The sequence below is a fragment of the Streptomyces sp. NPDC127098 genome, assembly GCF_042722465.1.
GTDB lineage: Bacteria > Actinomycetota > Actinomycetes > Streptomycetales > Streptomycetaceae > Streptomyces > Streptomyces millisiae.
Genome location: NZ_JBHXFJ010000044.1, coordinates 1 through 22,532, shown reverse-complemented (window position 1 = coordinate 22,532; position 22,532 = coordinate 1). Strand labels below are relative to the sequence as shown.

At 72.3% G+C, this 22,532-nt stretch carries 24 protein-coding genes and 1 riboswitch; of the genes, 16 read left to right on the top strand and 8 right to left on the bottom strand.

What is annotated here, in order from left to right; genetic code table 11:
• Window positions 1-27 precede the first annotated feature (27 nt).
• Complete coding sequence (locus tag ACFWI8_RS24615; protein WP_387095257.1) at window positions 28-564, top strand: hypothetical protein; 537 nt, start codon at window positions 28-30, stop codon at window positions 562-564.
• A gap of 306 nt (window positions 565-870) precedes the next feature.
• Window positions 871-1,668: a phosphoadenosine phosphosulfate reductase gene (locus ACFWI8_RS24610; RefSeq protein ID WP_387095254.1), complete on the top strand. Its 798-nt coding sequence runs from the start codon at window positions 871-873 to the stop codon at window positions 1,666-1,668.
• A 53-nt stretch (window positions 1,669-1,721) separates the two neighbouring features.
• Here ACFWI8_RS24610 and ACFWI8_RS24605 read toward each other — a convergent pair whose 3' ends face one another.
• The 4 genes from ACFWI8_RS24605 to gcvT all read right to left on the bottom strand — a co-directional run bounded on the left by ACFWI8_RS24605 (window position 1,722) and on the right by gcvT (window position 6,749).
• A complete protein-coding gene (locus ACFWI8_RS24605) occupies window positions 1,722-2,444 on the bottom strand; it encodes a hypothetical protein (protein WP_387095252.1) in 723 nt (240 codons plus the stop codon).
• Window positions 2,445-3,789: 1,345 nt separating this feature from the next.
• The gene (locus tag ACFWI8_RS24600) at window positions 3,790-5,172 is read right to left on the bottom strand and encodes an L-serine ammonia-lyase (RefSeq protein ID WP_387095383.1); all 1,383 of its coding nucleotides are present in this window, start codon (window positions 5,170-5,172) and stop codon (window positions 3,790-3,792) included.
• 23 nt (window positions 5,173-5,195) lie between these two features.
• Window positions 5,196-5,582 (bottom strand): glycine cleavage system protein GcvH, encoded by a 387-nt coding sequence (gene gcvH, locus ACFWI8_RS24595; RefSeq protein WP_387095249.1) that lies wholly within the window; start codon window positions 5,580-5,582, stop codon window positions 5,196-5,198.
• 57 nt (window positions 5,583-5,639) lie between these two features.
• Complete coding sequence (gene gcvT / locus ACFWI8_RS24590) at window positions 5,640-6,749, bottom strand: glycine cleavage system aminomethyltransferase GcvT (protein WP_387095380.1); 1,110 nt, start codon at window positions 6,747-6,749, stop codon at window positions 5,640-5,642.
• A gap of 182 nt (window positions 6,750-6,931) precedes the next feature.
• Window positions 6,932-7,023: riboswitch (glycine riboswitch) on the bottom strand.
• A gap of 158 nt (window positions 7,024-7,181) precedes the next feature.
• On the opposite strand from gcvT, the gene ACFWI8_RS24585 reads away from it, so the two are divergent.
• The 5 genes from ACFWI8_RS24585 to ACFWI8_RS24565 all read left to right on the top strand — a co-directional run bounded on the left by ACFWI8_RS24585 (window position 7,182) and on the right by ACFWI8_RS24565 (window position 12,267).
• On the top strand, window positions 7,182-7,949 hold the full coding sequence (locus tag ACFWI8_RS24585; protein WP_311602517.1) for an enhanced serine sensitivity protein SseB: 768 nt from the start codon (window positions 7,182-7,184) through the stop codon (window positions 7,947-7,949).
• A 121-nt stretch (window positions 7,950-8,070) separates the two neighbouring features.
• The gene (locus ACFWI8_RS24580) at window positions 8,071-8,853 is read left to right on the top strand and encodes an enhanced serine sensitivity protein SseB C-terminal domain-containing protein (protein WP_387095244.1); all 783 of its coding nucleotides are present in this window, start codon (window positions 8,071-8,073) and stop codon (window positions 8,851-8,853) included.
• Between the two features lie 91 nt (window positions 8,854-8,944).
• Complete coding sequence (locus ACFWI8_RS24575; protein ID WP_387095241.1) at window positions 8,945-9,418, top strand: Dps family protein; 474 nt, start codon at window positions 8,945-8,947, stop codon at window positions 9,416-9,418.
• Window positions 9,419-9,572: 154 nt separating this feature from the next.
• Complete coding sequence (locus ACFWI8_RS24570) at window positions 9,573-10,781, top strand: AAA family ATPase (RefSeq protein WP_387095238.1); 1,209 nt, start codon at window positions 9,573-9,575, stop codon at window positions 10,779-10,781.
• A gap of 16 nt (window positions 10,782-10,797) precedes the next feature.
• Window positions 10,798-12,267 (top strand): VWA domain-containing protein, encoded by a 1,470-nt coding sequence (locus tag ACFWI8_RS24565; protein ID WP_387095235.1) that lies wholly within the window; start codon window positions 10,798-10,800, stop codon window positions 12,265-12,267.
• 203 nt (window positions 12,268-12,470) lie between these two features.
• Here ACFWI8_RS24565 and ACFWI8_RS24560 read toward each other — a convergent pair whose 3' ends face one another.
• Complete coding sequence (locus ACFWI8_RS24560; protein ID WP_387095233.1) at window positions 12,471-12,671, bottom strand: hypothetical protein; 201 nt, start codon at window positions 12,669-12,671, stop codon at window positions 12,471-12,473.
• 189 nt (window positions 12,672-12,860) lie between these two features.
• Window positions 12,861-14,057: a helix-turn-helix domain-containing protein gene (locus tag ACFWI8_RS24555; protein WP_387095231.1), complete on the bottom strand. Its 1,197-nt coding sequence runs from the start codon at window positions 14,055-14,057 to the stop codon at window positions 12,861-12,863.
• A 115-nt stretch (window positions 14,058-14,172) separates the two neighbouring features.
• On the opposite strand from ACFWI8_RS24555, the gene ACFWI8_RS24550 reads away from it, so the two are divergent.
• From ACFWI8_RS24550 to ACFWI8_RS24540, 3 genes are all read left to right on the top strand, one after another.
• The gene (locus tag ACFWI8_RS24550; RefSeq protein WP_387095228.1) at window positions 14,173-14,712 is read left to right on the top strand and encodes a flavoprotein; all 540 of its coding nucleotides are present in this window, start codon (window positions 14,173-14,175) and stop codon (window positions 14,710-14,712) included.
• Window positions 14,709-15,071, top strand: a complete 363-nt coding sequence (locus ACFWI8_RS24545) for a hypothetical protein (RefSeq protein WP_387095225.1) — start codon at window positions 14,709-14,711, stop codon at window positions 15,069-15,071. Before ACFWI8_RS24550 ends, ACFWI8_RS24545 begins: the two co-directional genes overlap by 4 nt.
• A 122-nt stretch (window positions 15,072-15,193) precedes the next feature.
• Window positions 15,194-15,430, top strand: a complete 237-nt coding sequence (locus ACFWI8_RS24540; protein WP_387095223.1) for a chaplin — start codon at window positions 15,194-15,196, stop codon at window positions 15,428-15,430.
• Window positions 15,431-15,478: 48 nt separating this feature from the next.
• Here ACFWI8_RS24540 and ACFWI8_RS24535 read toward each other — a convergent pair whose 3' ends face one another.
• Window positions 15,479-16,411: an endonuclease/exonuclease/phosphatase family protein gene (locus ACFWI8_RS24535; protein ID WP_387095221.1), complete on the bottom strand. Its 933-nt coding sequence runs from the start codon at window positions 16,409-16,411 to the stop codon at window positions 15,479-15,481.
• 315 nt (window positions 16,412-16,726) lie between these two features.
• Between ACFWI8_RS24535 and ACFWI8_RS24530 the strand changes: the two genes are divergently transcribed.
• The 4 genes from ACFWI8_RS24530 to ACFWI8_RS24515 all read left to right on the top strand — a co-directional run bounded on the left by ACFWI8_RS24530 (window position 16,727) and on the right by ACFWI8_RS24515 (window position 19,357).
• The gene (locus ACFWI8_RS24530) at window positions 16,727-17,824 is read left to right on the top strand and encodes an N-acetylmuramoyl-L-alanine amidase (RefSeq protein ID WP_387095218.1); all 1,098 of its coding nucleotides are present in this window, start codon (window positions 16,727-16,729) and stop codon (window positions 17,822-17,824) included.
• 91 nt (window positions 17,825-17,915) lie between these two features.
• Window positions 17,916-18,539: an RNA polymerase sigma factor gene (locus ACFWI8_RS24525; protein WP_387095378.1), complete on the top strand. Its 624-nt coding sequence runs from the start codon at window positions 17,916-17,918 to the stop codon at window positions 18,537-18,539.
• Window positions 18,536-19,114, top strand: a complete 579-nt coding sequence (locus tag ACFWI8_RS24520) for a hypothetical protein (protein ID WP_387095215.1) — start codon at window positions 18,536-18,538, stop codon at window positions 19,112-19,114. Before ACFWI8_RS24525 ends, ACFWI8_RS24520 begins: the two co-directional genes overlap by 4 nt.
• Window positions 19,115-19,153: 39 nt before the next feature.
• Complete coding sequence (locus tag ACFWI8_RS24515; protein ID WP_387095213.1) at window positions 19,154-19,357, top strand: hypothetical protein; 204 nt, start codon at window positions 19,154-19,156, stop codon at window positions 19,355-19,357.
• On the opposite strand, the gene ACFWI8_RS24510 is transcribed toward ACFWI8_RS24515, so the two are convergent.
• The gene (locus ACFWI8_RS24510) at window positions 19,350-20,009 is read right to left on the bottom strand and encodes an N-acetylmuramoyl-L-alanine amidase (protein ID WP_387095210.1); all 660 of its coding nucleotides are present in this window, start codon (window positions 20,007-20,009) and stop codon (window positions 19,350-19,352) included. The genes ACFWI8_RS24515 and ACFWI8_RS24510 overlap by 8 nt on opposite strands.
• A gap of 92 nt (window positions 20,010-20,101) precedes the next feature.
• On the opposite strand from ACFWI8_RS24510, the gene ACFWI8_RS24505 reads away from it, so the two are divergent.
• Window positions 20,102-21,271, top strand: a complete 1,170-nt coding sequence (locus tag ACFWI8_RS24505; protein WP_387095207.1) for a cysteine desulfurase family protein — start codon at window positions 20,102-20,104, stop codon at window positions 21,269-21,271.
• A gap of 27 nt (window positions 21,272-21,298) precedes the next feature.
• Complete coding sequence (gene mnmA / locus ACFWI8_RS24500) at window positions 21,299-22,426, top strand: tRNA 2-thiouridine(34) synthase MnmA (protein WP_387095204.1); 1,128 nt, start codon at window positions 21,299-21,301, stop codon at window positions 22,424-22,426.
• Window positions 22,427-22,532 lie beyond the last annotated feature (106 nt).

Here is a 22,532-nt window from a genome sequence, read left to right as displayed (position 1 = left end):
TCGGAAAGTGATCGGAGAGGCATCCTCATGGCACGGGTTGGGCTGCCGTTCCTGCTGGGCCACGCCGAGATCGCCTACCTCTTTGAAGTCGAGCGCCAGACATCACGCAAATGGCGCACCGAGGGTACGCTGGCTGAGCCTGACCTCGTCATCTCAGGGAACCCATACTGGCTGCTGGACACCGTGCTACGCATCAATGGCGTCGGTGGACGGCGGATCAGTCCGCAACGGCTCGCCGCCTACCAGGCCGCCATCCCCGGCGGCCAGGAGGCGACCACCATTGACGAGCTCCCGGTCATCGTCGGCCTCAAGGAGGTCGCTCGCATTCATGGCCGCGACGACCAGGCCGTCTCCCGATGGCGCAATCGTCGGCAGATCAGTGAGCCCGACATCTTGCTCTCGGGTTCACCGCTCTGGCTGCTGGAGACCATTCTGCGCGACGGCCAGCGGCGGGGCAGGACGATCTTTGACCATGAGGTCCAGCGGCTTCGGGAAGGTCACCGCGATCCACAGAAGCCGCGTGGACGCCGGACGGCTACGCAACATACCCGCCGCCGGCAGTAGGCGATTCCCCCACCACGTGCCTTCGCAGGTGCGGACTTCACCGTAGCCACCGACTGTCATTCAGCCCCGCGTTCCTCGACCATAACCGGTCCGCACCGAGGAGCGCCCGAGGGCTCAACCCTCTTGTTTCACCAGCGGGCTGTTGTTCGCCCTCGGGTGAGAGAAACAGTTGATGAGGGGGGTGGTTTTCCATAGTGTCTCTCATGCCGATCTTGTACCTCGAGCCATGGAGCCACGCATGCCAGCGCTATCGATCTCGTCTCCGTTGATGACCCGTCATACCGGTCCGCGACAGGACTGATCAGCGTGAAGATCATCTCCTACGGCGGCGGAGTCCAGTCCACAGCGCTACTCGTGCTCGCAGCACAAGGGCGCATCGACTACTCAACGTTCCTATTCGCTAACGTCGGTGACGACAGCGAACACCCGGCCACTCTCACCTACATCCGCGAAATCGCCGTCCCGTACGCCGCTACGGCAGGACTCGCCCTCCAGGAGCTTCACCGCCGACGGAGGAACGGAGCCACCGAGACCCTCATGCAGCGATTGACCAAGCCAGAAAGCCGCTCCATTCCGATCCCTGTCCGCATGGCCAACGGAGCTCCCGGCCGTCGGAACTGCACCGTTGATTTCAAGATCAAAGTAGTAGGCCGGTGGCTCCGTGAACACGGAGCGACAGCGCAAGCTCCGGCGACAGTAGGCATCGGTATTTCTCTTGACGAGATCCACCGCGCCAATCGTCGTCGTCGGGAGCCGCACGAGCAGATCGAGTACCCCCTGCTTGATCTGCGACTCCGCAGGGACGACTGCGAGCGCATCATCGCTGGGGCGGGCCTTCCCATCCCCCCGAAGAGCAGTTGCTTCTTCTGCCCCTTCCGTACCGTCGATGCCTGGCGATATCAGCGCGAGAACGAGCCGGACCTGTTTGCACGATCCGTACAACTGGAGAGGGCGATCAACGTTCGCCGAACGGCACTTGGGCGCGACCCCGCCTACCTCACCCGCTTCGGTCGACCGCTCGACGAAGCCATCGACATTCAGCCCTCTGCAAAAGATTCAGACGCGGGGGACGGCACGTGTGATTCTGGTTGGTGCATGACCTGATCAACGTACTATTCCACGTCGGGACCGGGTGAATTCCGGTCCCGACCAAATTGCTACCGGTGACCGCGCTCGCGCTGAAGAGGAAGAGGGGCGATGTGCTCTTCTTCCTCTTCTTCCTCCCCCTCCAGTAGGTCTGGTGGATCGCCATGCTCGAGATGCAGCACGGACAGATATTCGCCATAGGGAATCTCCTCGTCCATCCAGCGATGGTGGCCCGGCACCGTAGGCACCCACATGCCGTCGCACAAGTACTTGTGGTCGTCGAGGACTACGAGCTGTCCCGAATCGACAGCAGCTGCAAGCAGTACCTGCACACCGAGCAGCAGAATTGCGGACGCCTCCTTGCTGGCGCACACGTCACCGTGTCCAGCGGGCAGGAACTCTGCCCAGCCATCACCCTGGCTTGGCTGAGGCACTTCCGCCAGGCCGTGAACTGTTTCTTCATGGATCTTTAGTGCGTAGGCACCGCCGGCGGCGAGCGTGCCTGCGTCCAGGGCTTCGCCCTGTGAGTGTGTGGCCAGATGCTTCACCACCTCATGAGAATGCAAGGGCAGCTGGATTCGGCTCCCGGCCAGCTGCTGCTCGGCCTCATCGAGGGCAGCGGCGGGAGTCTCGGAGTCTGGGAAGAGTCCGTGCCCCAATGTCTCGAAGGCGGCACGGACGTAGCCGAGCCTTGCCACGTGCGGTTGCCAGCTAGCCAGCATCTGCGACCACACGAGGTCGAAGTCTCCGCCGGCGCACATGCCGTCGTCGTCATAGGCCATGTCGAACGTCATGCCTCGCAGACCGCTCGCCAGGCGAAGCCAGGCGTGAGCCCGCTCCCAGGCAGCCCTCACGGAGAGATCTGAGGGATGCCGGACAGCTCGTTCCATCCAGTCGGTGAGTTCGCGAGCGTGCTCCTCGGGCTCAGCAAGACACAGAGTCGACAACTGACGGAAGGAGGGCAGACAGGGGGCCTGGACACGTAGAGATGCCATGGACAGAGAGTGCCATGTGGCACTGACAGAGCCGGTCTGCCGACCGACGAGAAACCAAACCCTCGGCTCTCCCGCAGCTGCCGGGGAACAGTGGGCCGGCGCGGCGAATCAGCCGATGACCGCGCAAAGACCGGCCGCAGCGCTCCAGCTCGCGTTCACCCCTTCCGCGTCGCCGATCAAGTGTGGACGCTCGTACAGGCCAGCCCGCACCTCCGCATCCGTCAGTCGCCGGTACTTCGGGACATCGGCGTCGCCTCCGGTGCCCAGGAGCCAGATGCGAACGGAGCGAGGGCTGCCGCTCGGCCGTCACGGTGCAGGACAGGTAGGAATCCAGGGCGTGGAAGTCAACCAGGCCGATGCTCCATTCGTCGTGGTGGTTAACGGGGGAGCGGTCCCCCAGGCGCCGCGGTGCTCGCCATGACGTCTCCTACTGTCCGCGAGGTTGATCGGCTGCCGACGCCAGGCGGCCTGCTGACCCGGCGGTGCGACGCCGTTCTGGAGACGCTCGCGCTAGCCTCGCCGAGCTTGGCCGGGCCCGCGGTCCGTGCAGGGCGGTCATGTCGGGCCGATTGCACAGGGGGCGAAGGCAAGGAGGCCCGGTGCGCGCCACGCCAGAACGATGCTGGCAGCGGCGCTAACCGCATCTTCTGCGGCTCGGGCCAGCAGCGAGCCAGCAGAGGATCACCAGGGACACGAGAAGCGTCTCACCTGCAGGAAACCTGCAGGTGAGACGCTTGGTCACCGGTGCGCCGCCAGAAACTCGAACCCCGGACCCGCTGATTAAGAGTCTGACTCCGAAGGAGTCCTGCCACAGGTGATTGAGAGAGGTTATGGTTCCGCCGATGGGTCGAGTGTGAAGATCGACAGCCCCAGAAGACGGCATGGGCACAATCCGGTCTTCTCTCTTGCATAACCGGTTACGCGGGGGGTGTTGTGGCTGCGGGACCGCCTTCGAGGGGGCCAGGGTCCTGCTGACGGCCTGGCATACAGGCTGGTCAGCGACCCGTCTCTCAGGGATATTCCAGGGACTTTTCAGGGACTTTCCGTCCTGTCCGAGGGACTTCCCAGGGACTTTTCACAGTGTAAGGAGGGAAGGCCCGGACAGGAAGGAAAGACGCGTTCCCGCAGGTGAGAGGCTATGCGGTCAACACTCCACCACGTTGACGGCGAGCCCGCCGCGGGCCGTCTCCTTGTACTTGACGCTCATGTCGGCGCCGGTCTGCTTCATCGTGCGGATGGCCTTGTCGAGGGAGACGTGGTGGCGACCGTCGCCGCGCAGCGCCATGCGGGCGGCGGTGATGGCCTTGACGGCCGCCATGCCGTTGCGCTCGATGCACGGGATCTGCACCAGGCCGCCCACGGGGTCGCAGGTGAGGCCGAGGTTGTGCTCGATGCCGATCTCGGCCGCGTTCTCCACCTGTTCCGGGGTGCCGCCGAGCACCTCGGTGAGCGCGGCGGCGGCCATCGAGCAGGCTGAGCCCACCTCGCCCTGGCAGCCGACCTCGGCGCCCGAGATGGAGGCGTTCTCCTTGAACAGCATGCCCACCGCGCCGGCCGCGAGGAGGAAGCGGACGACGCCCTCCTCGTCGGCGCCCGGCACGAAGTCCAGGTAGTACATCAGCACCGCCGGGATGATGCCGGCCGCGCCGTTGGTGGGCGCGGTCACCACCCGGCCGCCGGCCGCGTTCTCCTCGTTGACCGCCATCGCGTAGAGCGTCACCCACTCCAGCGCGGCGTCGGCCGGGTTGCCCTCGGCGCGCAGCCGGCGGGCCGAGGTGGCGGCCCGGCGGCGGACCCTGAGCCCGCCGGGGAGTATCCCCTCGCGGTCCAGGCCGCGCGCCACGCAGGCCCGCATCACCGCCCAGATCCGCAGCAGTTCGGCGCGCACCTCGGCCTCGCTCCGCCAGGCCGTCTCGTTGCGCAGCATCAGCGCGGAGACCGAGAGGCCGGTCTCCCGGGTCAGCCGCAGCAGCTCGTCCCCGGTGCGGAAGGGGTGCGTGAGGCGGGTGTCGTCGAGCCGGATCCGGTCGGCGCCGATCGCCTCCTCGTCGATGACGAAGCCGCCGCCGACCGAGTAGTAGGTCCTGGTGAGCAGCGGCTCACCGGCGGCGTCGGTGGCGGCGAGCCGCATGCCGTTGGCGTGGTACGGCAGCGCCTCGCGCCGGTGCAGCACCAGGTCGGCGTCGGGGTCGAACGGGATCGGGTGGGCGTCGCCGATCTCCGCGGCCAGCAGCCGCAGCCGGCCGGTGGCCCGGATCCTGGCCACCTCCTCGTCGGCCCGGTCCACGTCCACCGTGTCGGGGGCGTGGCCCTCGAGCCCGAGCAGCACGGCCTTGGGGGTGCCGTGGCCGTGCCCGGTGGCGCCGAGCGAGCCGAACAGCTCGGCCCGCACGGCGGCCGTGTGCGCCAACAGCCCCTCGTTCTTGAGGCGCCGCGCGAACATCCGGGCGGCCCGCATCGGGCCGACGGTGTGCGAGCTCGACGGGCCGATGCCGACGGAGAACAGGTCGAAGACGGAGAGGGCCATGGCCTGGGACACCCGGTCGTCGGTCAGCCGTTGGTGAGGGCTTGGTACTCGGCGGCCGACATCAGCCCCGCCGGCTCGGCCGACTCGTCGATCCTGATCCGGAACAGCCAACCGTCCCCGAACGGGGCCGTGTTCACCAGCGAGGGGTCGTCGACGACGGCCTGGTTGGCCTCGGTGATCTCGCCGCTGACGGGGGAGTAGAGCTCGCTGACCGACTTGGTCGACTCCAGCTCGCCGCAGGACTCGCCGGCGGTGACGGTGTCGCCGACGGCCGGCAGCTGGACGAAGACCACGTCGCCGAGCGCGTCCGCCGCGAACCGGGTGATGCCGACCGTCGCCACGCCGTCCTCGGCGGCCGAAAGCCACTCGTGTTCCTGGCTGTACCGGAACTGCTCAGGGTTGTCGCTCATGAGGGGGATTCTCCCGGATCAGGGTGGTTGGTGGTACCTGTTGCTCGTTGGCGCCGGTTACTTCTGGCGCCGGTAGAACGGCAGCGCGACGACGTCGCACGGCTCGTGCGTACCCCGGACGTCGACGGCGACGCCGGCGGTGTCGGGGGCGGCGTGCGCCGCGTCCACGTAGGCCATGGCGATGGGCCGGCCCAGCGTCGGCGAGGGGGCGCCCGAGGTGACCTCGCCGATCACCGTGCCGTCCGCCGTCACCACCGGGTGGCCGGCGCGCGGCACCCGCCGGCCCCGGGCGACCAGGCCGACCAGGACCCGCGGCGGCCGGCGCTCGGCCCGCTCGGCCGCGGCCGCCAGCGCCTCGCGGCCGACGAAGCCGCCCGGCTTGCCGAGCTTGACCACCCGGCCGAGGCCGGCGTCGAACGGGGTGGTGTCGGTGGTCAGCTCGTGTCCGTAGAGCGGCATGCCGGCCTCCAGGCGCAGCGTGTCGCGGCAGGCGAGGCCGCAGGGCACCAGACCGTCCGCCGCGCCGGCGTCGGTCAGCGCCCGCCACAGCGCTTCGGCGTCCTCGGGGGCGCAGAACAGCTCGAAGCCGTCCTCGCCGGTGTAGCCGGTGCGGGCGATCATCGCCGGCCGGCCGGCGACCGTGCCGGGCAGGCCCGCGTAGTAGCGGAGGGACGCCAGGTCGGCGTCGGTGAGCCGGCCGAGGACGGCGGGGGAGGCGGGGCCCTGGACGGCGATCAGCGCGTACCGCTCGCGGTCGTCGCGGACCGCGGCGTCGAAGCCGGCCCGCCGCTCGGTGAGCGCCGTCAGCACCGGGTCGGTGTTGGCCGCGTTGGCCACGACGAGGAACTCGTCATCGCCGAGGCGGTAGACGATCAGGTCGTCGAGGATGCCGCCGCGCTCGTCGCAGATCATGGTGTAGCGGGCCCGGCCGACCGCCAGCGCGGAGGGCTCGCCGACCAGCGCGTGGTCGAGCAGCGCGCCCGCCGCGGGCCCGGTCACGGTGATCTCGCCCATGTGCGAGAGGTCGAAGAGGCCCGCCGCGGTGCGCACCGCCTGGTGCTCGGCGCGCTCGCTGCCGTAGCGCAGCGGCATCCGCCAGCCGGCGAAGTCGGTCATGACCGCGCCGAGCGCGGTGTGCGTGGCGTCGAGCGGGGTGGTGCGGGACATGGGCGTGGGCTCCAGGTGCTCCGGGGGCGAGGGGCCGTCGTGCGGCGGACAGAGCCGACCGCCGTGGCCCTCCCCATCTGTCATCGGCACCTGAGAGGTTCGCCGGGCGCCCGGGCGGGCGGAGCGGCTTGCACCGTGGGTGGGGCCGGCCCCGAGGGGGCGGGCCCGCTTTTCAGATTCGCCTTCCGCGTGCGGTATCGGGGCCTGAGAGATTCAAGGGAGGACTTGCTCCTTCGGCGCCCCGGAACGCCGGGGACTCTCCCGCGCGCGGTCGAACGGCCAGTATGCGGTTGTGCGGACATCATCGCACGAACCGCCGCCGGCGGCCCGGTCGCGGGGGCGCTCGGCCCAACGGCCGTGCCCGGTAGCCGTTATCGTGCCTCTCGACGCTCGCGAGTGGATCGTGATCTGAGCGGATGGTGGGCTGAAACGATGAACATGGCAAGGCAGGGTCCCGGCTACGGCGGCGGCTGGCCGGGCAACGAGCTCGAGGAGACGCTGGCGGCGGCCCTCGGCGTGGCCGACGCCGGCCCGCGGCTGCTGAAGGTGCTGGCCCGCAGCGCCCTGTGGGTGCCGCTGCCCGAGGGCGGCGGCCGGGAGAGCCGCAGCCTCGACCTGCCGACCATCGAGCTCAACGGCGGGGTGTTCGTGCCGGTCTTCAGCTCGGCCGAGCAACTGCACCTGGGGGGCGCCTCGCACCTGCCGTTCGCCGTCGCGCCGGCGTGGGAGTTCGCCCGCGGACTGCCGCCGCAGGTGGGCATCGCCGTGAACCCCGGCGGCACGGTCGGCGTGCCGGTGCCACCGGCCGTGGTCGCCGAGCTGTGCCGGGTAAACCCCGGCGAGCGGGCGCCCGGCGTGCCCTCCGGGGCGCGGATGCGGCTCTTCCAGCCCGACTGGCAGGAGGACCCGATCGACTTCCTGTCCGCCGTCTCCGGCGAGCTGACCGGCCTGGGCTTCGTACGCACCGCGCGGCGCGGCCTGGCCAGCACCGAGGGCGGCTCGCCCTCGCTCTTCGTCGGCGTGGAGCTCGAGCACCTCGACGACGCCAGCCGGCTCGCCGTCCACGACGCGCTCGGCCGGGCGCTGGCCAGCAGGCCGGTGGCCTGGCCGGTGCAGCTGGTGCTTCTTGATGCCGCCGAGGATCCCGTGGTGGACTGGCTCAGGGAGTGCGTGCAGCCGTTCTACACGCGGGACGCCTGACGCGCACCGCGCGGTCTCCCCGGCGGTCGGCGCCCTGGCGGGCCGCCCGCGGATGACGGCGCACCACGGCGTACGACGGCGCGCGACGGCGGCGTGAACCGCGCGGGGAGGGGTGGGACCGGTGACCGGTGGCGAGGGCGTCGGAGCGGGCGTCGAGGAGCTGCTGCCCAGGATCGCCCCCGACCGCCTCGACGAGTACGAACGGCTGCTCGCGGCGCTGGCCGCCGGCGAGGTCTGGATGCTGCTGTGGCACGGCCGGTCGGGAGACCCCGAGGCCCAGTACGGCAGCATGGAGGTGGCCGGCCACGGCTACGCGCCGTGCGTCACCTCCGAGCGCGAGCTGCTCGCCAGCGGCTGGACCAGGGAGCACGAGGTGGTCGGCGGCCGGGACATCGCCGCCGCGCTCTACCCCGACCACTGGGGCCTGTGGCTCAACCCGCACGCTCCGGGCGGCGGTCTTGGCGTCCCCTGGCTCGACCTGCGCCGGATCGCCGGCGGCCTCGACCGGCTCCCGGCGGGACCGCTGCGCATCACCGAGCCGGCCGTCAGGGCCGACGGATTCTACGCCGAGCTCGTCGCGCTCGCCGAGCGCACCCGGGTGCTGCGCAGCCTGCGCCGGGCCTGGGTGCGGCCCGCGGTTGGCCCGGCCTACCTGGTGATCGGCCTGGACGTGGAGGAGCCGGAGGACCGCTCGGCCGAGGCCGTGCGGTCGATGATGCGCCAGGCCATCGCGGCCGTCCCCGAGGGGCTGCCGGTGGCCACGGTCGCCATGGCGGACGGTTACGACCCGGTCGCCATGTGGTTACGCGCCAACGCGCGCCCCTTCTACGACCGCGACGCCCCCGCGGCACACGATCCGGATTCACTGCGCCAACACGGGTACGGGTATCCCCGTCCCCACTGACCGGGCTGACCGGGCGGAGGTACCGGTCCCGGGGTTACGGTGGAGACAGACGTCGCATATCAGACACTCGTGCTCTGAAAGGGGACGCTGCATGTACACGGTGAAGAGTTCGCTGCCCGACACCGCGACCAAGGTCGTCGGCGAGGCGTTGCAAGGGGCACTGGTGGACCTCATCGACCTCTCGTTGGTCGCCAAGCAGACCCACTGGAACATCATCGGGCCCCGGTTCAGGTCGATCCACTTCCAGCTCGACGAGGTGGTCTCGACGGCGCGCTCCCACTCCGACACCGTCGCCGAGCGCTCCGCGACCCTGGGCGTCTCCCCCGACGGCCGCGCCGCCACCGTCGCCGCCGGCACCGGCATCGCCAAGGTCGCCGACGGCTGGCAGCAGGACACCCAGGCCGTCCGCACCATGGTCGACGCGCTCAACGCGGTGATCATCCGCATGCGGGAGCGGATGGACGAGGTCGGCCCGGTCGACCGGGTCACCGAGGACATCCTGATCCAGGTCACCAAGGACCTCGAGAAGCACGCCTGGATGTTCCAGGCCGAGAACGGCGGCTGACACCGGCGGACACCGGCGCCGGACGACGGCGGCCGAGCGGCGAAGGACCCCCGACCGGGCGGTCGGGGGTCCTGGCATGTCGCCCCACGTCGTAGCTTTCGGGGGAGGGGTCGTTCCGGCGGCCTGACAGAGCTTCACGGCAGGGGAGTTGAGGATGGGCGCGCAGGACGTGCGGGACGTGCGGGACACGGCCAGGAGGCTGCGGGCGATCACCGACGAGTTGTCGGAGCGCTTCTACGAGCGGGCCGACGTGGTGCGGACGCTGGTGGTGACGCTGCTGGCCGGGCAGCACTCGCTGCTGCTCGGCCCGCCCGGGACAGCGAAGTCCGAGCTGGCCCGGGAGCTCACGGGCCGGGTCGAGGGCGCGGCCTACTGGGAGATCCTGCTGTCCAAGTTCACCGCGCCGACCAGGATGTTCGGCCCCATCGACGTCGCCGCGCTGGCCAGGGGCGAGTACCGGCAGGTGTACGAGGGCCGCGCCACGACCGCGCACATCGCCTTCATCGACGAGATCTTCAAGTGCTCGACAGCCGCGCTGAACGAGACCCTCGGCTACCTCAACGAGCGGATATACCACCCGGAGAACGGCGGCGAGCCCGTACGCTGCCCGCTGATCGGGGCCATCACGGCCAGCAACGAACTGCCCGGCGGGGAGGACTCGGCGGCGATCTACGACCGGCTGCTGGTCAGGATCGAGGTCGGGTACCTGACGGACCCCTCGAACTTCGCCGCGCTGGTCCGCTCCGCCGTCCGCCGCCCGGCGGCGCCGACCAGGACCACGGTCGAACTGGCCGCGCTGCGGCACGCCGTGACCGACGCCGTCCCCGCCGTGGACGTGCCCGACGCGGTCGTGGACGCGGTGTGCACGCTGCGGGCCGCCCTGCGCCGCAGGGAACTCGTCGCCTCCGACCGCCGCTGGCGGCAGGCGGTGGGGCTGCTCCAGGCGTCCGCGTACCTCGACGGCCGCCCGGCGGTCGGCGAGACCGACCTCTCGGTGCTGACCCACGTGCTGTGGGACTCGCCAGCCCAGCGCCCGACCGTCGAGCGCGAGGTGCTGCAACTCGTCAACCCCGACGCCAGGGAGGCGCTCGACCTGGCCGACACCATCGAGGAACTGGAGGCACAGCTCGACGCCATGGCGGGGCAGTCCCGTGAGGCGCTGAGCGAGTGGGTCATCACGAAGGCCCACAGCCGGCTCGCCATGGCCGGGCAGCGGCTGGAGAAACTGCGCGAGGAGGCGGCGCGCGCCGGCCGCTCCACCGCCGCCATCGACCGGGTCACCGGCCGCCAGCGCGCCGTCCGCGCCCGCGTCCTCACCGAGGCCCTCGGCGTGGACGCGAGCATGGTGCGGGCCCAGCTCTGACGGGCCGGAGGACCAGATGGCGGACGACGTGCCGAGCGGGCCGGAGACGTCGGCCGGCGGGCACACCGCGGCCGTGGTCGCGGACCGGTTCGACCGGCTCACGTGGCGCGACACCTACCGGCAGTCGGCCGGACTGCGGGAGCTGGTCGCGGAGCTGACCGAGCGTCACGAGCACGCCGGCGACCTGTTGGCCGACGCGTTCCTGGCCGCCTACCAGGTCCGCCCGCGGCTGCGCGAGCGCGGCGAGATGGCCCCCTCCCGGCTGTTCAACCACCGGATCGTCGCCGCGCTGACCGAGTCGCCGGACTTCGCCGAGCTGCGCCGGGAGACGGCCGGCGACCCCTACGCCGCCGCCATGGCCGTGCTGGCCCAGGCCGCCGCGCTGCGCCGGATGCTGGAACGCTCCCGGGACGCCCGGGAGGAGGCCGAGCGGGCCGCCGGGGACGCGACGACGGTGGCGGAGGTGGCGGAGGTGGCGGTCGTGACCGGGGCGCACCGGCGGGCGGCGCGGGCCCTCGCGGTCGCGGCCCCGGGTATCAGGGCCGAGGCGCGGAACGCGGCGGCGAGGGCCGCCGTGGCCGTGCGGGAGGAGGCCGCGCTGATGCGGGCGTGGGGTATCGGGCCCGGCGAGCTCGAACGGATGCCGTTCGAGCAGCGCGCCCGGCTCGCCGAGCGGCTGCGCACCGGGCGGCTCGCGCGGTGGGCCGAGCTGATCGGTCGCTTCCGGCAGATGGCCGACGGCGAGCGCGCCCGCAGGGTGGAGAACGCCACCGGGGAGCTCGTCGGCGTCACGCTCGGCGACGACCTCGCCCGCGTCATCCCCGCCGAGCTGGCCAACCTCGGTCTGCCCGGGCTGCGCGCGGTGTTCGCCGCCCGCTACGCCGCCGGCGAGCTGATGCTCTACGAGAGCCAGGGAGAGCGGGCCACCGGCCAGGGCGCGGTCATCGCGTGTGTGGACACCTCGCACTCCATGTACGAGGCGGGGCCCGGCGGGGTCACCAGGGAGGCGTGGGCCAAGGCGTGCGCCCTGGCACTGCTGGACCAGGCCCGTCGCGCCAGGCGCGACTTCGTCGGCATCCTGTTCTCCTCGGCCGACCGGATCCGAATCTTCCGCTTCCCGGCCGACCAGCCGGCCGGCGTCGCCCCGGTGCTCGACTTCGCGGAGACCTTCCTCGGCGGCGGCACCAGCTACCAGACGCCGCTGAGCGCGGCCGCCGAACTGCTGGCGGAGGAGTTCGACGACGCCGCGCGCGCCCGCGGCGACATCGTGCTGATCACCGACGACGAGTGCGACGTCACCGAGGAGTGGACCCGGGGCTGGCACGAGGCCAAGCGCCGTCTTGGCTTCCGGCTCTTCGGCGTGGCCGTCGGCGCCCCGTGCGCGGCGGAGGCCGGCTCGGTCCTGGAGACCCTGTGCGACAACCTCCGCTCCGTCGAGGACCTGACCGACGTGCACGCCGCGGCCGACCTCTTCCGCGTGATCTGACGTGGGGCGCGCCGGAGGGACGGGGGTGGGGACGGTGGCAGGCGGACGGCGACCGCCGGGCGCGGGGAGCAGGCCGGCGCCCGGACGGTCACCCGATGATCTGCACGTCACGCCGGCCGTTCATGCCGGTGGCGGCGTGGTCTCACCCGGGCGAGGGAAATGGTCATACCGGCATGGTCATACCGGCGGGGCGCCGCCGGCGCTCAGCTGGCCGCCGCCTTTCCCGGGTGCCAGGGGCAGTTGGCCGCGTGGTCGTCGTGCACCACGATGCCGTTGCCACAGTAGGAACAGGTGACGGGCGCGGCCGGCTCCACCGGCCCCTCGAGGCCGGTGATGACCGTGACCTCGGCCAGGGGTTCGAGCTCGGCCCCGGCCTCAGCCCGGGGGGCGGGCAGGTCAGGCACGGCCGGCCCTCCCACGCGCCCGGGGCCGGGATATGGACGGGACGCCGTGACGGACGGCGGCGGTTTCGGTGTGCACCAGGTCCCCCCTAGGCGTCGTCGGTGAGCGGACCCCTCCACCCTGCCGCTCCGGGGGGACCTCAAGTGTCACTCCTGGGTGACACGCGTAGCGTGCCCGTCCCGGACCCCGTCTCAGACCCCGACCCACGCCGCAAGACGCGACAGCGCGTGCGGGGAGCTGCGGCGGATGTGCAGCAGGCCCTGCACCGTCTCGCGGACGCGTGGGTGGAAGCGGGTCTGCTGTGGCGCGAGCCGCCGGGCCAGCGACAGTGAGGCGAGCGCCGCGTCCGTGCGGCCGGTCTCCAACTCGGCGCGCGCCTGGTCGACCAGGTGCGCGGCCCGGCGCGAGGTGGCCCAGCCGCGCGGCGGGCGCACGGCGCGCGCCGCCGCGTAGGCGGCGTCGAACTGACGCAGCTCCAGGCGTGCGAACGTCTCGTGCGCGCTCACGTTGGCCGGCCCGAACGACAGCCAGTGGACGTGCCCGATCTCGCCGGTGCGCTCGGCCAGCTCGGTGGCCTGCGCCAGGTGGCTCTCCACCAGCGGCACGTCGGCGGCGCGGGCCGCGAGCACGGCGGCCCCGAGGTGCAGCTGGCCGGCCACCGCGCGCGCCGCGAGGCCGTCCGCGACCCGGCCGCCGAGCAGCCGGTGCCCCTCGGCGACCATCCGGAGACCGATGTGGTGCTGCGCGGACGGCGACCGGTAGGACAGCGCCCGCTTGTACTGCCGGATCGCCGCGAGCACCGGGTCGGACGCCCGCTCGGCGGCCCACCCCATGCGGTCGAGCGCCAGCGCCGCCAGATCCTGGTAGCCGAGCTTGGTGGCCACGTCGTGGGCGCTGCGGCAGGTCGACGCGAGCGACCGCCACAGCTCGGTCGTCGGCCGCTCCCGGCACGCCACGAAGAGGTCGAGCAGCAGGCTCGGCAGCACCGCGGCCGCCAGTTGCAGGCGGGCCGCCCGCACGTCCTGGCAGAGCCCGTCGGCGGCGGCCGTGAGCTCGAACCCCGGCGCCTGCGGCAGGTACGCGTCCACCGGCAGGTCGTAGACGTCGAGCGCCTCGCGGATCGGGCGGACCAGGGCGGCGACCCGGTCGGGGTGCAGCGTGTGCACCGAGGAGCCGGTGAGCGCGGCGACGGGCACGCCGAGCGCGCGCGCCACGGCGGCGGTCAGCTGTGGCGACGCCCTCTTGTGGCCGGCCTCGACGTGGCGCAGCAGGCTGTACGAGTACGGGATGCGCTGGGCGAGGCCGCGCTGCGTGAGGCCGGCTCGCTTGCGGTGCGCGGCGATCCTGGCGCCGGTGCGGTCGTGTTCGTCGGGACAGGGGTCTGCCATGCGGGCTCCGTTCCTTTCCGCCCCCGGGGGGTGGGCGCGTGGAACGGCTCTACCCGTGGCCGACCACCGACCAGTCCGGTCGGGCGCGGTCGGTCGTGTGTGCTGAACTGCTCCCATGACCAACCGCGTTCTCCATCTGCTGGCCTGTGCCGCGCCGCCGGTGCGGTACGTCGACCGGGCGATACGCGCGGCGCGGGCCGGCGGGTGGGAGGTGTGCCTCGGGATGACGCCGACCGCGGCCGGCTGGCTCGCCGACCGGCTCGCCGAGCTGGCGACGCTGACCGGCCACCCGGTGCGCGTCGAGCATCGCGCGCCGGGCGCGCACGACGGCTGGCCCCCGGCGGACGTGACCGCCGTCGCCCCCGCGACGCTCAACACGGTGAACGCCGTCGCGCTCGGCCTGACCCCGACCTGGGTCGCCGCACACGCGTGCGAGGCGCTGGGCAAACGGCGGCCGCTGATCGTCATGCCGTGCGTGAACAGCGCCTATGCCTCGCACCCCCAGTTCGACCGATCGGTCGCGACGCTGCGTGCCACCGGCACCCGCGTCCTCCTCGGCCCCCCGGACGGCTTCGTCCCCAACCCCCCGGGCCAGGGCCACCCCGAGTCCTACCCCTGGCACCTGGCACTCGCCGCGGCGGAGAAGCTGGCATGACCCCGGCCCGCGTTCGCCCACTGGTGTGGCTCGGGCCGATCGGCGTCAACGCCGTCCTGGGGATCGTCGCCGTGGTCCCGCTCTTCCTCCTCTGGTACTTCCTGGTCAACTACCCCCTGCACGACCTGGGGCTCACCAGCCGGGAGCCGACGGAGAACGACGGGGTGGGCGTGGTGCTCGTCATGCTCGCCGTCGTGTGGGCGTGGTTCCTCGCCGTCTGGTTCCTGGCCAACGTCCTGGTGCGGAAGGGCACTCCGGCCAGGGAACTGCCCGGACGGCGGTACTGGACGGCGAGCGCCACGATGCCGCTCGTCCCGACGCTCGTCCTCGTCCTGTGGTCGGAAGTCGACTGGCTCTAGCCGCCGCTTTCCGCCGAGCCACGCCCGCGAGCGGGTGAATGCCCGGGGTGGCGGGGCGGGGCGGGGTGTGATCGGGGCGACGTTCCGTCGATTCCCGATTCATGGAGAGCAGGAGTAAAGACATGCGCATGCGTAGCGCCTTCGCCGCCACCGCGCTGGCCGCCGTCAGCGTCATGGGGGCGGCCGGTGTGGCCAACGCGGACGCCGACGCCGCCGGGTTCGCCGCCGGGTCCCCGGGCATCCTGTCCGGCAACAACGTCCAGATCCCGATCAACCTGGAGCTGCAGGTCTGCGGCAACACCATCGACATCGTCGGGCTGCTGAACCCCGCGTTCGGCAACGTCTGCATCCAGAAGTGACCCCGCTCGAAGCCCCCCGCCCGACCCGGGCGGGGGGCTTCGGCGCGTTCAGAGCCGGACCAGCGCCTGGACCGGGGCGTGGTCGGAGGGGTAGCGGCCGTCGTGACGGTAGGTGTTGATCGCAGCGCGCAGCACGGTCACGCCGCCGCCGGCGAGCACCCAGTCGATGCGGTTGGCGCCCTCCACCGGGTCGCGGTAGTTCGGGAAGGTGCCCCACGCCGGGGTCAGTCGGCGCTCGGCGGTCAGCCAGGTGTCGGACAGGCCGGCCTCCGCGGTGAGGATCCGGTAGGACTCGGACGTGCCGGCAGGGGTGTTGAAGTCACCGGTGAGCAGGACCGGCAGCGTCGGGTCGAAGCCGCCGATCCGGTCGCGCACCAGGGCGGCGCTCCGCTGGCGCGAGTTCTCCGACTGGTGGTCGAAATGGGTGTTCACGTGCGTGAACTCGCGCCCGGTGCGCACGTCGCGGAACCGCACCCAGGTGACCATCCGCACCACCGTGTTGCCCCAGCTGGCCGAGCCGATCACCGAGGGCGTGTCGGAGAGCCAGAAGTGGTCGTAGTCCAGCGGCTCCACCCGGCGGGCGTCGAAGTAGATCGCCATGTACTCGCCGCGGCCGCCGCCCTCCCGGCCCAGGCCGATCCAGTCGTAGTGTCCCGGCAGGTCCTCCCGCACCTGCTTGACCTGGTGGTACAGCGCCTCCTGCACGCCGAGCAGCGTCGGCCGCTCCAGGTCGAGGAAGCGGGCCAGGACCGGGCGGCGGTCGGCCCAGGAGTCGGGCGTCCCGGGCGCGGCGTTCGCGTCCATGCGGATGTTGAACGTCATCACGTGCAGCCGGTCGCCGGTGGCCTCGCCGATCAGCGCGTCGCGCGAGCCCCGCTCCCGCGGCGTGGCGGCCGTGGCCTGCGTCGCGCCGAGCCCGACCAGACCGGCGGCGCCCGCGGCGCCGGCCGCGCCGAGCACCCCTCGCCGGGAAATCCCCATGACAGTCCTCCTTGTGCTGGGAAGTCAGCGTCCGACGAGGACTGTCGCCGCCGCACACGTCCACGCGCCGAACGCCAGTCGAACGTTGGGAGGTGCGCCGGTTCCCGTTGAATTTTGTCGAGGCGGTACAAGTTTTCCCCGCTTCCGGCACGGGGCATCAACTCGACGTAGATTCACGGAAGTTAAGGGAAAGGAGCGGGCCGTCACGGCATGCGCCGTCTTGCGGTCGGCCCGACCCCGGACGTAGATGTCATAGGAGTCCGCGAGCCCACCAGCCGGGGTTCGCAACCGCTTATCCGATCGGGGGGTTAGGCCATGGCCACTCCGCTGTCCGCCGACAAGCTGCTCAAGGCCCTGAAGGACGAGGGCGTCAAGGTCGCCGAGTACAAGTCGTGGCGGACGCACAACCGCAACGGCGCCGGAGCCTGGGGCCCGGTCCACGGCGTGATGATCCACCACACGGTCACCTCGGGCACCGACTCCTCGGTCGCCCTGTGCTACAACGGCCGCTCCGACCTGCCAGGGCCGCTGTGCCACGGCGTGATCGCCAAGGACGGCACGGTCCACCTCGTCGGCCACGGCCGTGCCAACCACGCGGGCAAGGGCGACGGCGACGTGCTCGCCGCCGTCATCGCCGAGCGCGACCTGCCCGCCGACAACGAGTCCGACACCGACGGCAACGTCCACTTCTACGGCTTCGAGTGCATCAACCTCGGAGACAACAAGGACACCTGGCCCGCCGCCCAGGTCGAGGCCATCGTGCGCGCCTCCGCGGCCATCTGCCGCGCGCACGGCTGGGGCAAGGAGGGCGACACCTCGGTCATCGGCCACCTCGAGTGGCAACCGGGCAAGGTCGACCCGCGCGGCCCCGGCATCTCCATGGGCGACGTCCGGCGGCGCGTCGCCGAGCGCCTGCGGCACGACGCGGGCTGGAGCCCCGACACCGGCGACCAGGAAGACGAGGAGGGGGACATAGTGCCCAAGCGCTCCCTGTACGGCACCCACGAGTACACCAGGACCATCCAGCCCGACACCTGGACCACGCTCCACTTCAACCGCCAGCACGACGGCAAGCAGTGGGTGGAGAAGGAGCCACAGGCCAGCATCCTGTTCGGGCCGATCTACTTCACGGCCTCGATCGGCGTGCGGGTCAAGGGCCTCCAGCGCGGCGCCGAGTTCCAGATACGGCTCGCCAGGTACCAGGAGGGTGACGACGGCACGTTCGAACACACCGGCGCCCTGCCCATCAACTCCCCGGTGCACGCGGGCGGCGACAGCCACTTCACCTACACCTGGACCGGCCAGCTCACCGGCAGCCGCAAGGGGCGGCTGCGCGTCGAGGTCATCCACTTCGGCGACGAGCCGGTCACGGTCGACTGGGCCCTCGCCGAGGCCCTCCACTGGGCGGCCTGAACCCCCGCCCCGACCCCGTGGGTAACGCTCTCCCGTCCTCGCGCCAAGCAGAGGTGTAGGAAGGACGAGGACGGGAGAACCTCACGTGAACATAGCCAGAAGCCGCGGCGGGCCGGCGGCCGCCGCCCGGGACCCGGAGCTCTTCGAGGAGTTCTACCGGGCGCACGTCGACGCGGTGACCCGCTTCCTGGCCCGCCGGCTGGACGACCCGCACACGGTCGCCGACCTCACCGCCGAGGTCTTCCTCGCCGTGATCGACTCCGGGCACACCTACCGGCCCGCGCTCGGCAGCGAACGCGGCTGGCTCTACGGCGTCGCCCGCAACATCGTCGCCGCCGAACGCCGGCGCACCGCCCGCGAGCACGTGCTCAACGGCCGCGTCGCCGGCCGTCGGCTGCTGGAGGCGGACGACATCGCGCGCCTCGAGGAGAAGCTCGTCGCCGAGAACGAGGGCCGCCGCCTGGTCGCCGCCCTCGCCGACCTGCCGGAGGGCGAGCGGGCGCTGCTCGAACTCATCGTCGCCGACCAGCTCTCCGTCCCCGAGGCCGCCCGCGCCCTCGGCATCCGCCCCACCGCGGCCCGGGTGCGCCTCTACCGCGCCCGCGGCCGGCTGCGCGCGGCGCTGGCCGAGAGCCAGGACACCACCGCCACCGAGACCACCACCACGACCATCACCACCGACGGCGCCGTCGCGATCACCGGGAGCAGGGCATGAACAACACCTTCGAGGGCCGCCTGCTGGACGAACTCAAGGACGAGGTCCGCCGGGCCGCCACCACCGAGGCGCCGGCCGCGCCACGCCGCCTGCTGACCCCCGCCCGCGCCGGCCTCGGCCTGGCCGCGGCGACCGCGGCCGCGTCGTTCCTGCTCCTGCCGGGCGGCGGCGCCTCGCCCGCCTACGCGGTGGAGCGCCAGGAGAACGGCACGGTGGCGTTCACCTACTTCCAGTTCCGGGAGTACGACGCGGAGGACATCAGGAACATGGTGGCCGACCTGCGGGCCGCCGGCATGACGGTCGTCGAGGAGCCGGAGGACGTGCTGGTCTGCGGCGACGGCGACCGCTACCACCCGCTGGGGCAGACCGACATGGCGACGGTGGACTCGGACGGCGACGCCGGACCGGCGGATCCACGCGTCTCCCTCCGGGTCATCCAGGCGAGCAGCGGCCTCGAGGAGCTGCCCGGCACCGGTGAGGAGACCGGCTTCCTGCTCGAACCGGGCGACACCGTCGTCTACGACACCGACGGCGACAACGACGCCCTCGCCTTCTTCTCCGGCGCCTGCGCATAGCACCCCGCCCGCCCCGGCGGAGCCGGTACCGTGGCGCGCATGCGCTACGAGGCACGGCACAGTACGACCCGCGGCTGGTACGTCGTCTCGGACGAGGGCCATCTCGCCCACGTCCCCGACCCCGAGACGTCCCCCCAGCTAACGCTGGGAGGTGCCCCCAACTGGCGGGCCGCGCTGTTCGAGCGGCAGGAGGACGCGGAGCGCTGCGCGGCCGAGCTCACCCGCCTGGGCCAGCTCAGCTAGCGGCGGCGCTCCGCACCAGCTCCAGGTACCGGTCCCAGTCCCAGTGCGGGCCGGGGCAGATCCGGATCACGTCCGGTACCTCGTTGTGTCCCACGATGTGGTCCCGGTCCACCGGGATCCCGTACCGCGCGCAGATGCCGGCCACCAGCCGCGCCGACGACTCGTACATCGTGTCCGTCAGGTAGGACGGCTCGTCCGCCCAGCCCTCGTGCTCGATGCCTATGCTGCGCTCGTTGAAGCCCCGGTTGCCCGCCTGGTAGGCGACGTCCAACTCCCGGACCATCTGCGCCACATGGCCGTCCTCCGAGCGCACCACGTAGTGCGCGGCGGCCTGGTGGTTCGGGTCCTGGAAGACCCGCAGCGTGATGTCGTAGGTGGCCTCCGGCATGTGGATCACCACCCGGTCGATGTCGTAGCCGCGCGGGCGGCTGGCCCGCCGGTAGTTCGCCGGCGACGCCGGCACCCACTCGGCGCCCGGGTGATCGACCTCACCCTCGACCCGCGGCGTCTCGACCCCCGAGTACCGCCACCACCAGTCGTTCAGCCGGTCCCGCGCCACGTACCCGCCCAGGCCCAGAGCCCCCGCCGCGCCGCCGAGCAGCACCGCGCGCCGGCCGACGCCACGGCGCGTGGCGTTCCCATGATCACCCATCGAGCCCTCTCCGCCCCCTCCACGCTCCACGCAGCCGAGAACGCCCGCGGCCCGCCGTCGGTTCCGCCCCGGCTCGTAGAATCGGCTCCACCATGCCCTACTTCGACCACGCCGCCACCACCCCCATGCTGCCCGAGGCGATCGCGGCGATGACCGCCCAGCTCACCAGCACCGGCAACGCCTCGGCGTTGCACGGCTCCGGGCGGCGGGCCAGGCGCACGGTCGAGGAGGGGCGCGAGGCGCTGGCCGCCGCGCTCGGCGCCCGGCCGAGCGAGGTGGTCTTCACGGCCGGCGGCACCGAGGCCGACAACCTCGCCGTCAAGGGCCTCTACTGGGCCCGCAGGGCCGCCGACCCGCGCCGCACCCGCGTCCTGGCCAGCCGCGTCGAGCACCACGCCGTCCTCGACGTCGTCGAGTGGCTGGCCGACCACGAGGGGGCCGACGTCGACTGGCTGCCGGTGGACGCCCTCGGCCGCGTACACCCCGACGCGCTGCGCGCCGCCGTCGAGCGCGACCCGGAAAACGTGGCGCTGATCACCGTGATGTGGGCCAACAACGAGATCGGCACCATCCAGCCGATCCACGAACTGGCCGCCATCGCCGGCGAGTTCGGCATCCCCATGCACGCGGACGCGGTGCAGGCCGTGGGCCAGCTGCCGGTGGACTTCGAGGCCTCCGGCCTCGCCGCGCTCACCGTCTCAGGACACAAGATCGGCGGCCCCTACGGCATCGGGGCGCTGCTGCTCGGCCGCGCCTGGACCCCCACCCCCGTGCTGCACGGCGGCGGCCAGGAGCGCGAGATCCGCTCCGGAACCCTCGACGTGCCGGCCATCGCCGGCTTCGCCGTGGCGGCCGAGCTGGCCGCGGAGCGCCGCGAGACGTTCGCCCGCGAGATCGGCGCCCTGCGGGACGAGCTGATCGCGGCCGTCCGCGCCGCGGTACCCGACGCCCTGCTCGGCGGCGACCCGGACCCGGCGGGCCGGCTCCCGGGCAACGCGCACTTCGCCTTCCCCGGCTGCGAGGGCGACTCGCTGCTGCTGCTGCTCGACGCCCAGGGCATCGAGTGCTCCACCGGATCCGCCTGCACGGCCGGCGTCGCCCAGCCGAGCCACGTGCTGCTCGCCACCGGCGCCGACCCCGAACTCGCGCGCGGCACCCTGCGGTTCAGCCTCGGCCACACCACCACCCGGGACGACGTGACCGCGGTCGCCGAGGCCATCGAGCCGGCCGTCGCCCGGGCCAGAACCGCCGGACTCAGCTGAGCCGGCCGCCGTACCCTGGATGACGTTATGACTGACACACCTGCCCCCCGGTTGAAGGTGCTGGCCGCCATGTCCGGCGGCGTCGACTCGGCGGTCGCCGCCGCGCGCGCCGCCGAGGCCGGGCACGACGTGACCGGCGTCCACCTCGCGCTCTCCGCCAACCCGCAGTCCTTCAGGACGGGGGCACGCGGCTGCTGCACCATCGAGGACTCACGGGACGCGCGCCGCGCCGCCGACGTCATCGGCATCCCGTTCTACGTCTGGGACCTCGCCGAGCGGTTCAGGGAGGACGTGGTCGAGGACTTCATCGCCGAGTACCGGGCCGGCCGCACGCCCAACCCGTGCCTGCGGTGCAACGAGAAGATCAAGTTCGCCGCGCTGCTCGACAAGGCGCTGGCGCTCGGCTTCGACGCGGTCTGCACCGGCCACTACGCCAGCGTGGTGCGGACCCCCGACGGCGGCCGCGAGCTGCACCGCTCGGCCGACCTGTCCAAGGACCAGAGCTACGTCCTCGGCGTCCTCGACGAGCGGCAGCTGGCGCACGCGATGTTCCCGCTCGGCGACACCCGGGCCACCAAGGCCGAGATCCGCGCCGAGGCGGAGCGGCGCGGCCTCGCGGTGGCCCGCAAGCCCGACAGCCACGACATCTGCTTCATCGCGGACGGCGACACGCAGGGCTTCCTCGCCCGCCACCTCGGCTCCGCCGAGGGCGACATCGTCGACGAGGCGGGCCAGAAGGTCGGCACCCACCAGGGCGCGCACGGCTTCACCGTCGGCCAGCGGCGCGGCCTGAAGATCGGGCACCCGGCGCCGGACGGCAAGCCGCGCTACGTCCTGGACATCTCGCCGGTCGACAACCGCGTCACGGTCGGGCCCGTCGAGGCGCTGGACGTGACCGCGCTCACCGCCATCCACCCCCGCTGGTGCGGCGCCCCACCGGCCGGTCCCGGCGACTACACCGCCCAACTGCGCGCCCACGGCGGCGAGACCCCGGTCACCGCGGAACTCGTCGACGGCGCGCTGCGGGTCCGCTTCGCGGAGCCGGTGCGGGGGGTGGCCCCCGGCCAGGCGGTCGTCCTCTACGACGGCCCCCGCGTCGTCGGCTCCGCGACCATCGCCACCACGACCCGCGCCGCGACAGCGGCGCCCGCCTGACGTTGACCGCCGACCCGCAGGCCCGGGCCACCGGCGCGCTCCGCGCGCTTGGTGCCCGGGCCTGCGGCCGTGTCGCGCCCCCCCCAGTCTCTTATACACAGATCCC

What these genes read in the sequence shown, in the direction of transcription:
- ACFWI8_RS24510 (WP_387095210.1), bottom strand. Translation starts at nt 20,009, where the DNA reads ATGGGTGATCATGGGAACGCCACGCGCCGTGGCGTCGGCCGGCGCGCG.
- ACFWI8_RS24520 (WP_387095215.1), top strand. Translation starts at nt 18,536, where the DNA reads ATGAACAACACCTTCGAGGGCCGCCTGCTGGACGAACTCAAGGACGAG.
- gcvH (WP_387095249.1), bottom strand. Translation starts at nt 5,582, where the DNA reads ATGAGCGACAACCCTGAGCAGTTCCGGTACAGCCAGGAACACGAGTGG.
- ACFWI8_RS24540 (WP_387095223.1), top strand. Translation starts at nt 15,194, where the DNA reads ATGCGCATGCGTAGCGCCTTCGCCGCCACCGCGCTGGCCGCCGTCAGC.
- gcvT (WP_387095380.1), bottom strand. Translation starts at nt 6,749, where the DNA reads ATGTCCCGCACCACCCCGCTCGACGCCACGCACACCGCGCTCGGCGCG.
- ACFWI8_RS24530 (WP_387095218.1), top strand. Translation starts at nt 16,727, where the DNA reads ATGGCCACTCCGCTGTCCGCCGACAAGCTGCTCAAGGCCCTGAAGGAC.
- ACFWI8_RS24600 (WP_387095383.1), bottom strand. Translation starts at nt 5,172, where the DNA reads ATGGCCCTCTCCGTCTTCGACCTGTTCTCCGTCGGCATCGGCCCGTCG.
- ACFWI8_RS24605 (WP_387095252.1), bottom strand. Translation starts at nt 2,444, where the DNA reads ATGACGTTCGACATGGCCTATGACGACGACGGCATGTGCGCCGGCGGA.
- ACFWI8_RS24570 (WP_387095238.1), top strand. Translation starts at nt 9,573, where the DNA reads ATGGGCGCGCAGGACGTGCGGGACGTGCGGGACACGGCCAGGAGGCTG.
- mnmA (WP_387095204.1), top strand. Translation starts at nt 21,299, where the DNA reads ATGACTGACACACCTGCCCCCCGGTTGAAGGTGCTGGCCGCCATGTCC.
- ACFWI8_RS24565 (WP_387095235.1), top strand. Translation starts at nt 10,798, where the DNA reads ATGGCGGACGACGTGCCGAGCGGGCCGGAGACGTCGGCCGGCGGGCAC.
- ACFWI8_RS24585 (WP_311602517.1), top strand. Translation starts at nt 7,182, where the DNA reads ATGAACATGGCAAGGCAGGGTCCCGGCTACGGCGGCGGCTGGCCGGGC.
- ACFWI8_RS24505 (WP_387095207.1), top strand. Translation starts at nt 20,102, where the DNA reads ATGCCCTACTTCGACCACGCCGCCACCACCCCCATGCTGCCCGAGGCG.
- ACFWI8_RS24545 (WP_387095225.1), top strand. Translation starts at nt 14,709, where the DNA reads ATGACCCCGGCCCGCGTTCGCCCACTGGTGTGGCTCGGGCCGATCGGC.
- ACFWI8_RS24615 (WP_387095257.1), top strand. Translation starts at nt 28, where the DNA reads ATGGCACGGGTTGGGCTGCCGTTCCTGCTGGGCCACGCCGAGATCGCC.
- ACFWI8_RS24515 (WP_387095213.1), top strand. Translation starts at nt 19,154, where the DNA reads ATGCGCTACGAGGCACGGCACAGTACGACCCGCGGCTGGTACGTCGTC.
- ACFWI8_RS24550 (WP_387095228.1), top strand. Translation starts at nt 14,173, where the DNA reads ATGACCAACCGCGTTCTCCATCTGCTGGCCTGTGCCGCGCCGCCGGTG.
- ACFWI8_RS24575 (WP_387095241.1), top strand. Translation starts at nt 8,945, where the DNA reads ATGTACACGGTGAAGAGTTCGCTGCCCGACACCGCGACCAAGGTCGTC.
- ACFWI8_RS24535 (WP_387095221.1), bottom strand. Translation starts at nt 16,411, where the DNA reads ATGGGGATTTCCCGGCGAGGGGTGCTCGGCGCGGCCGGCGCCGCGGGC.
- ACFWI8_RS24555 (WP_387095231.1), bottom strand. Translation starts at nt 14,057, where the DNA reads ATGGCAGACCCCTGTCCCGACGAACACGACCGCACCGGCGCCAGGATC.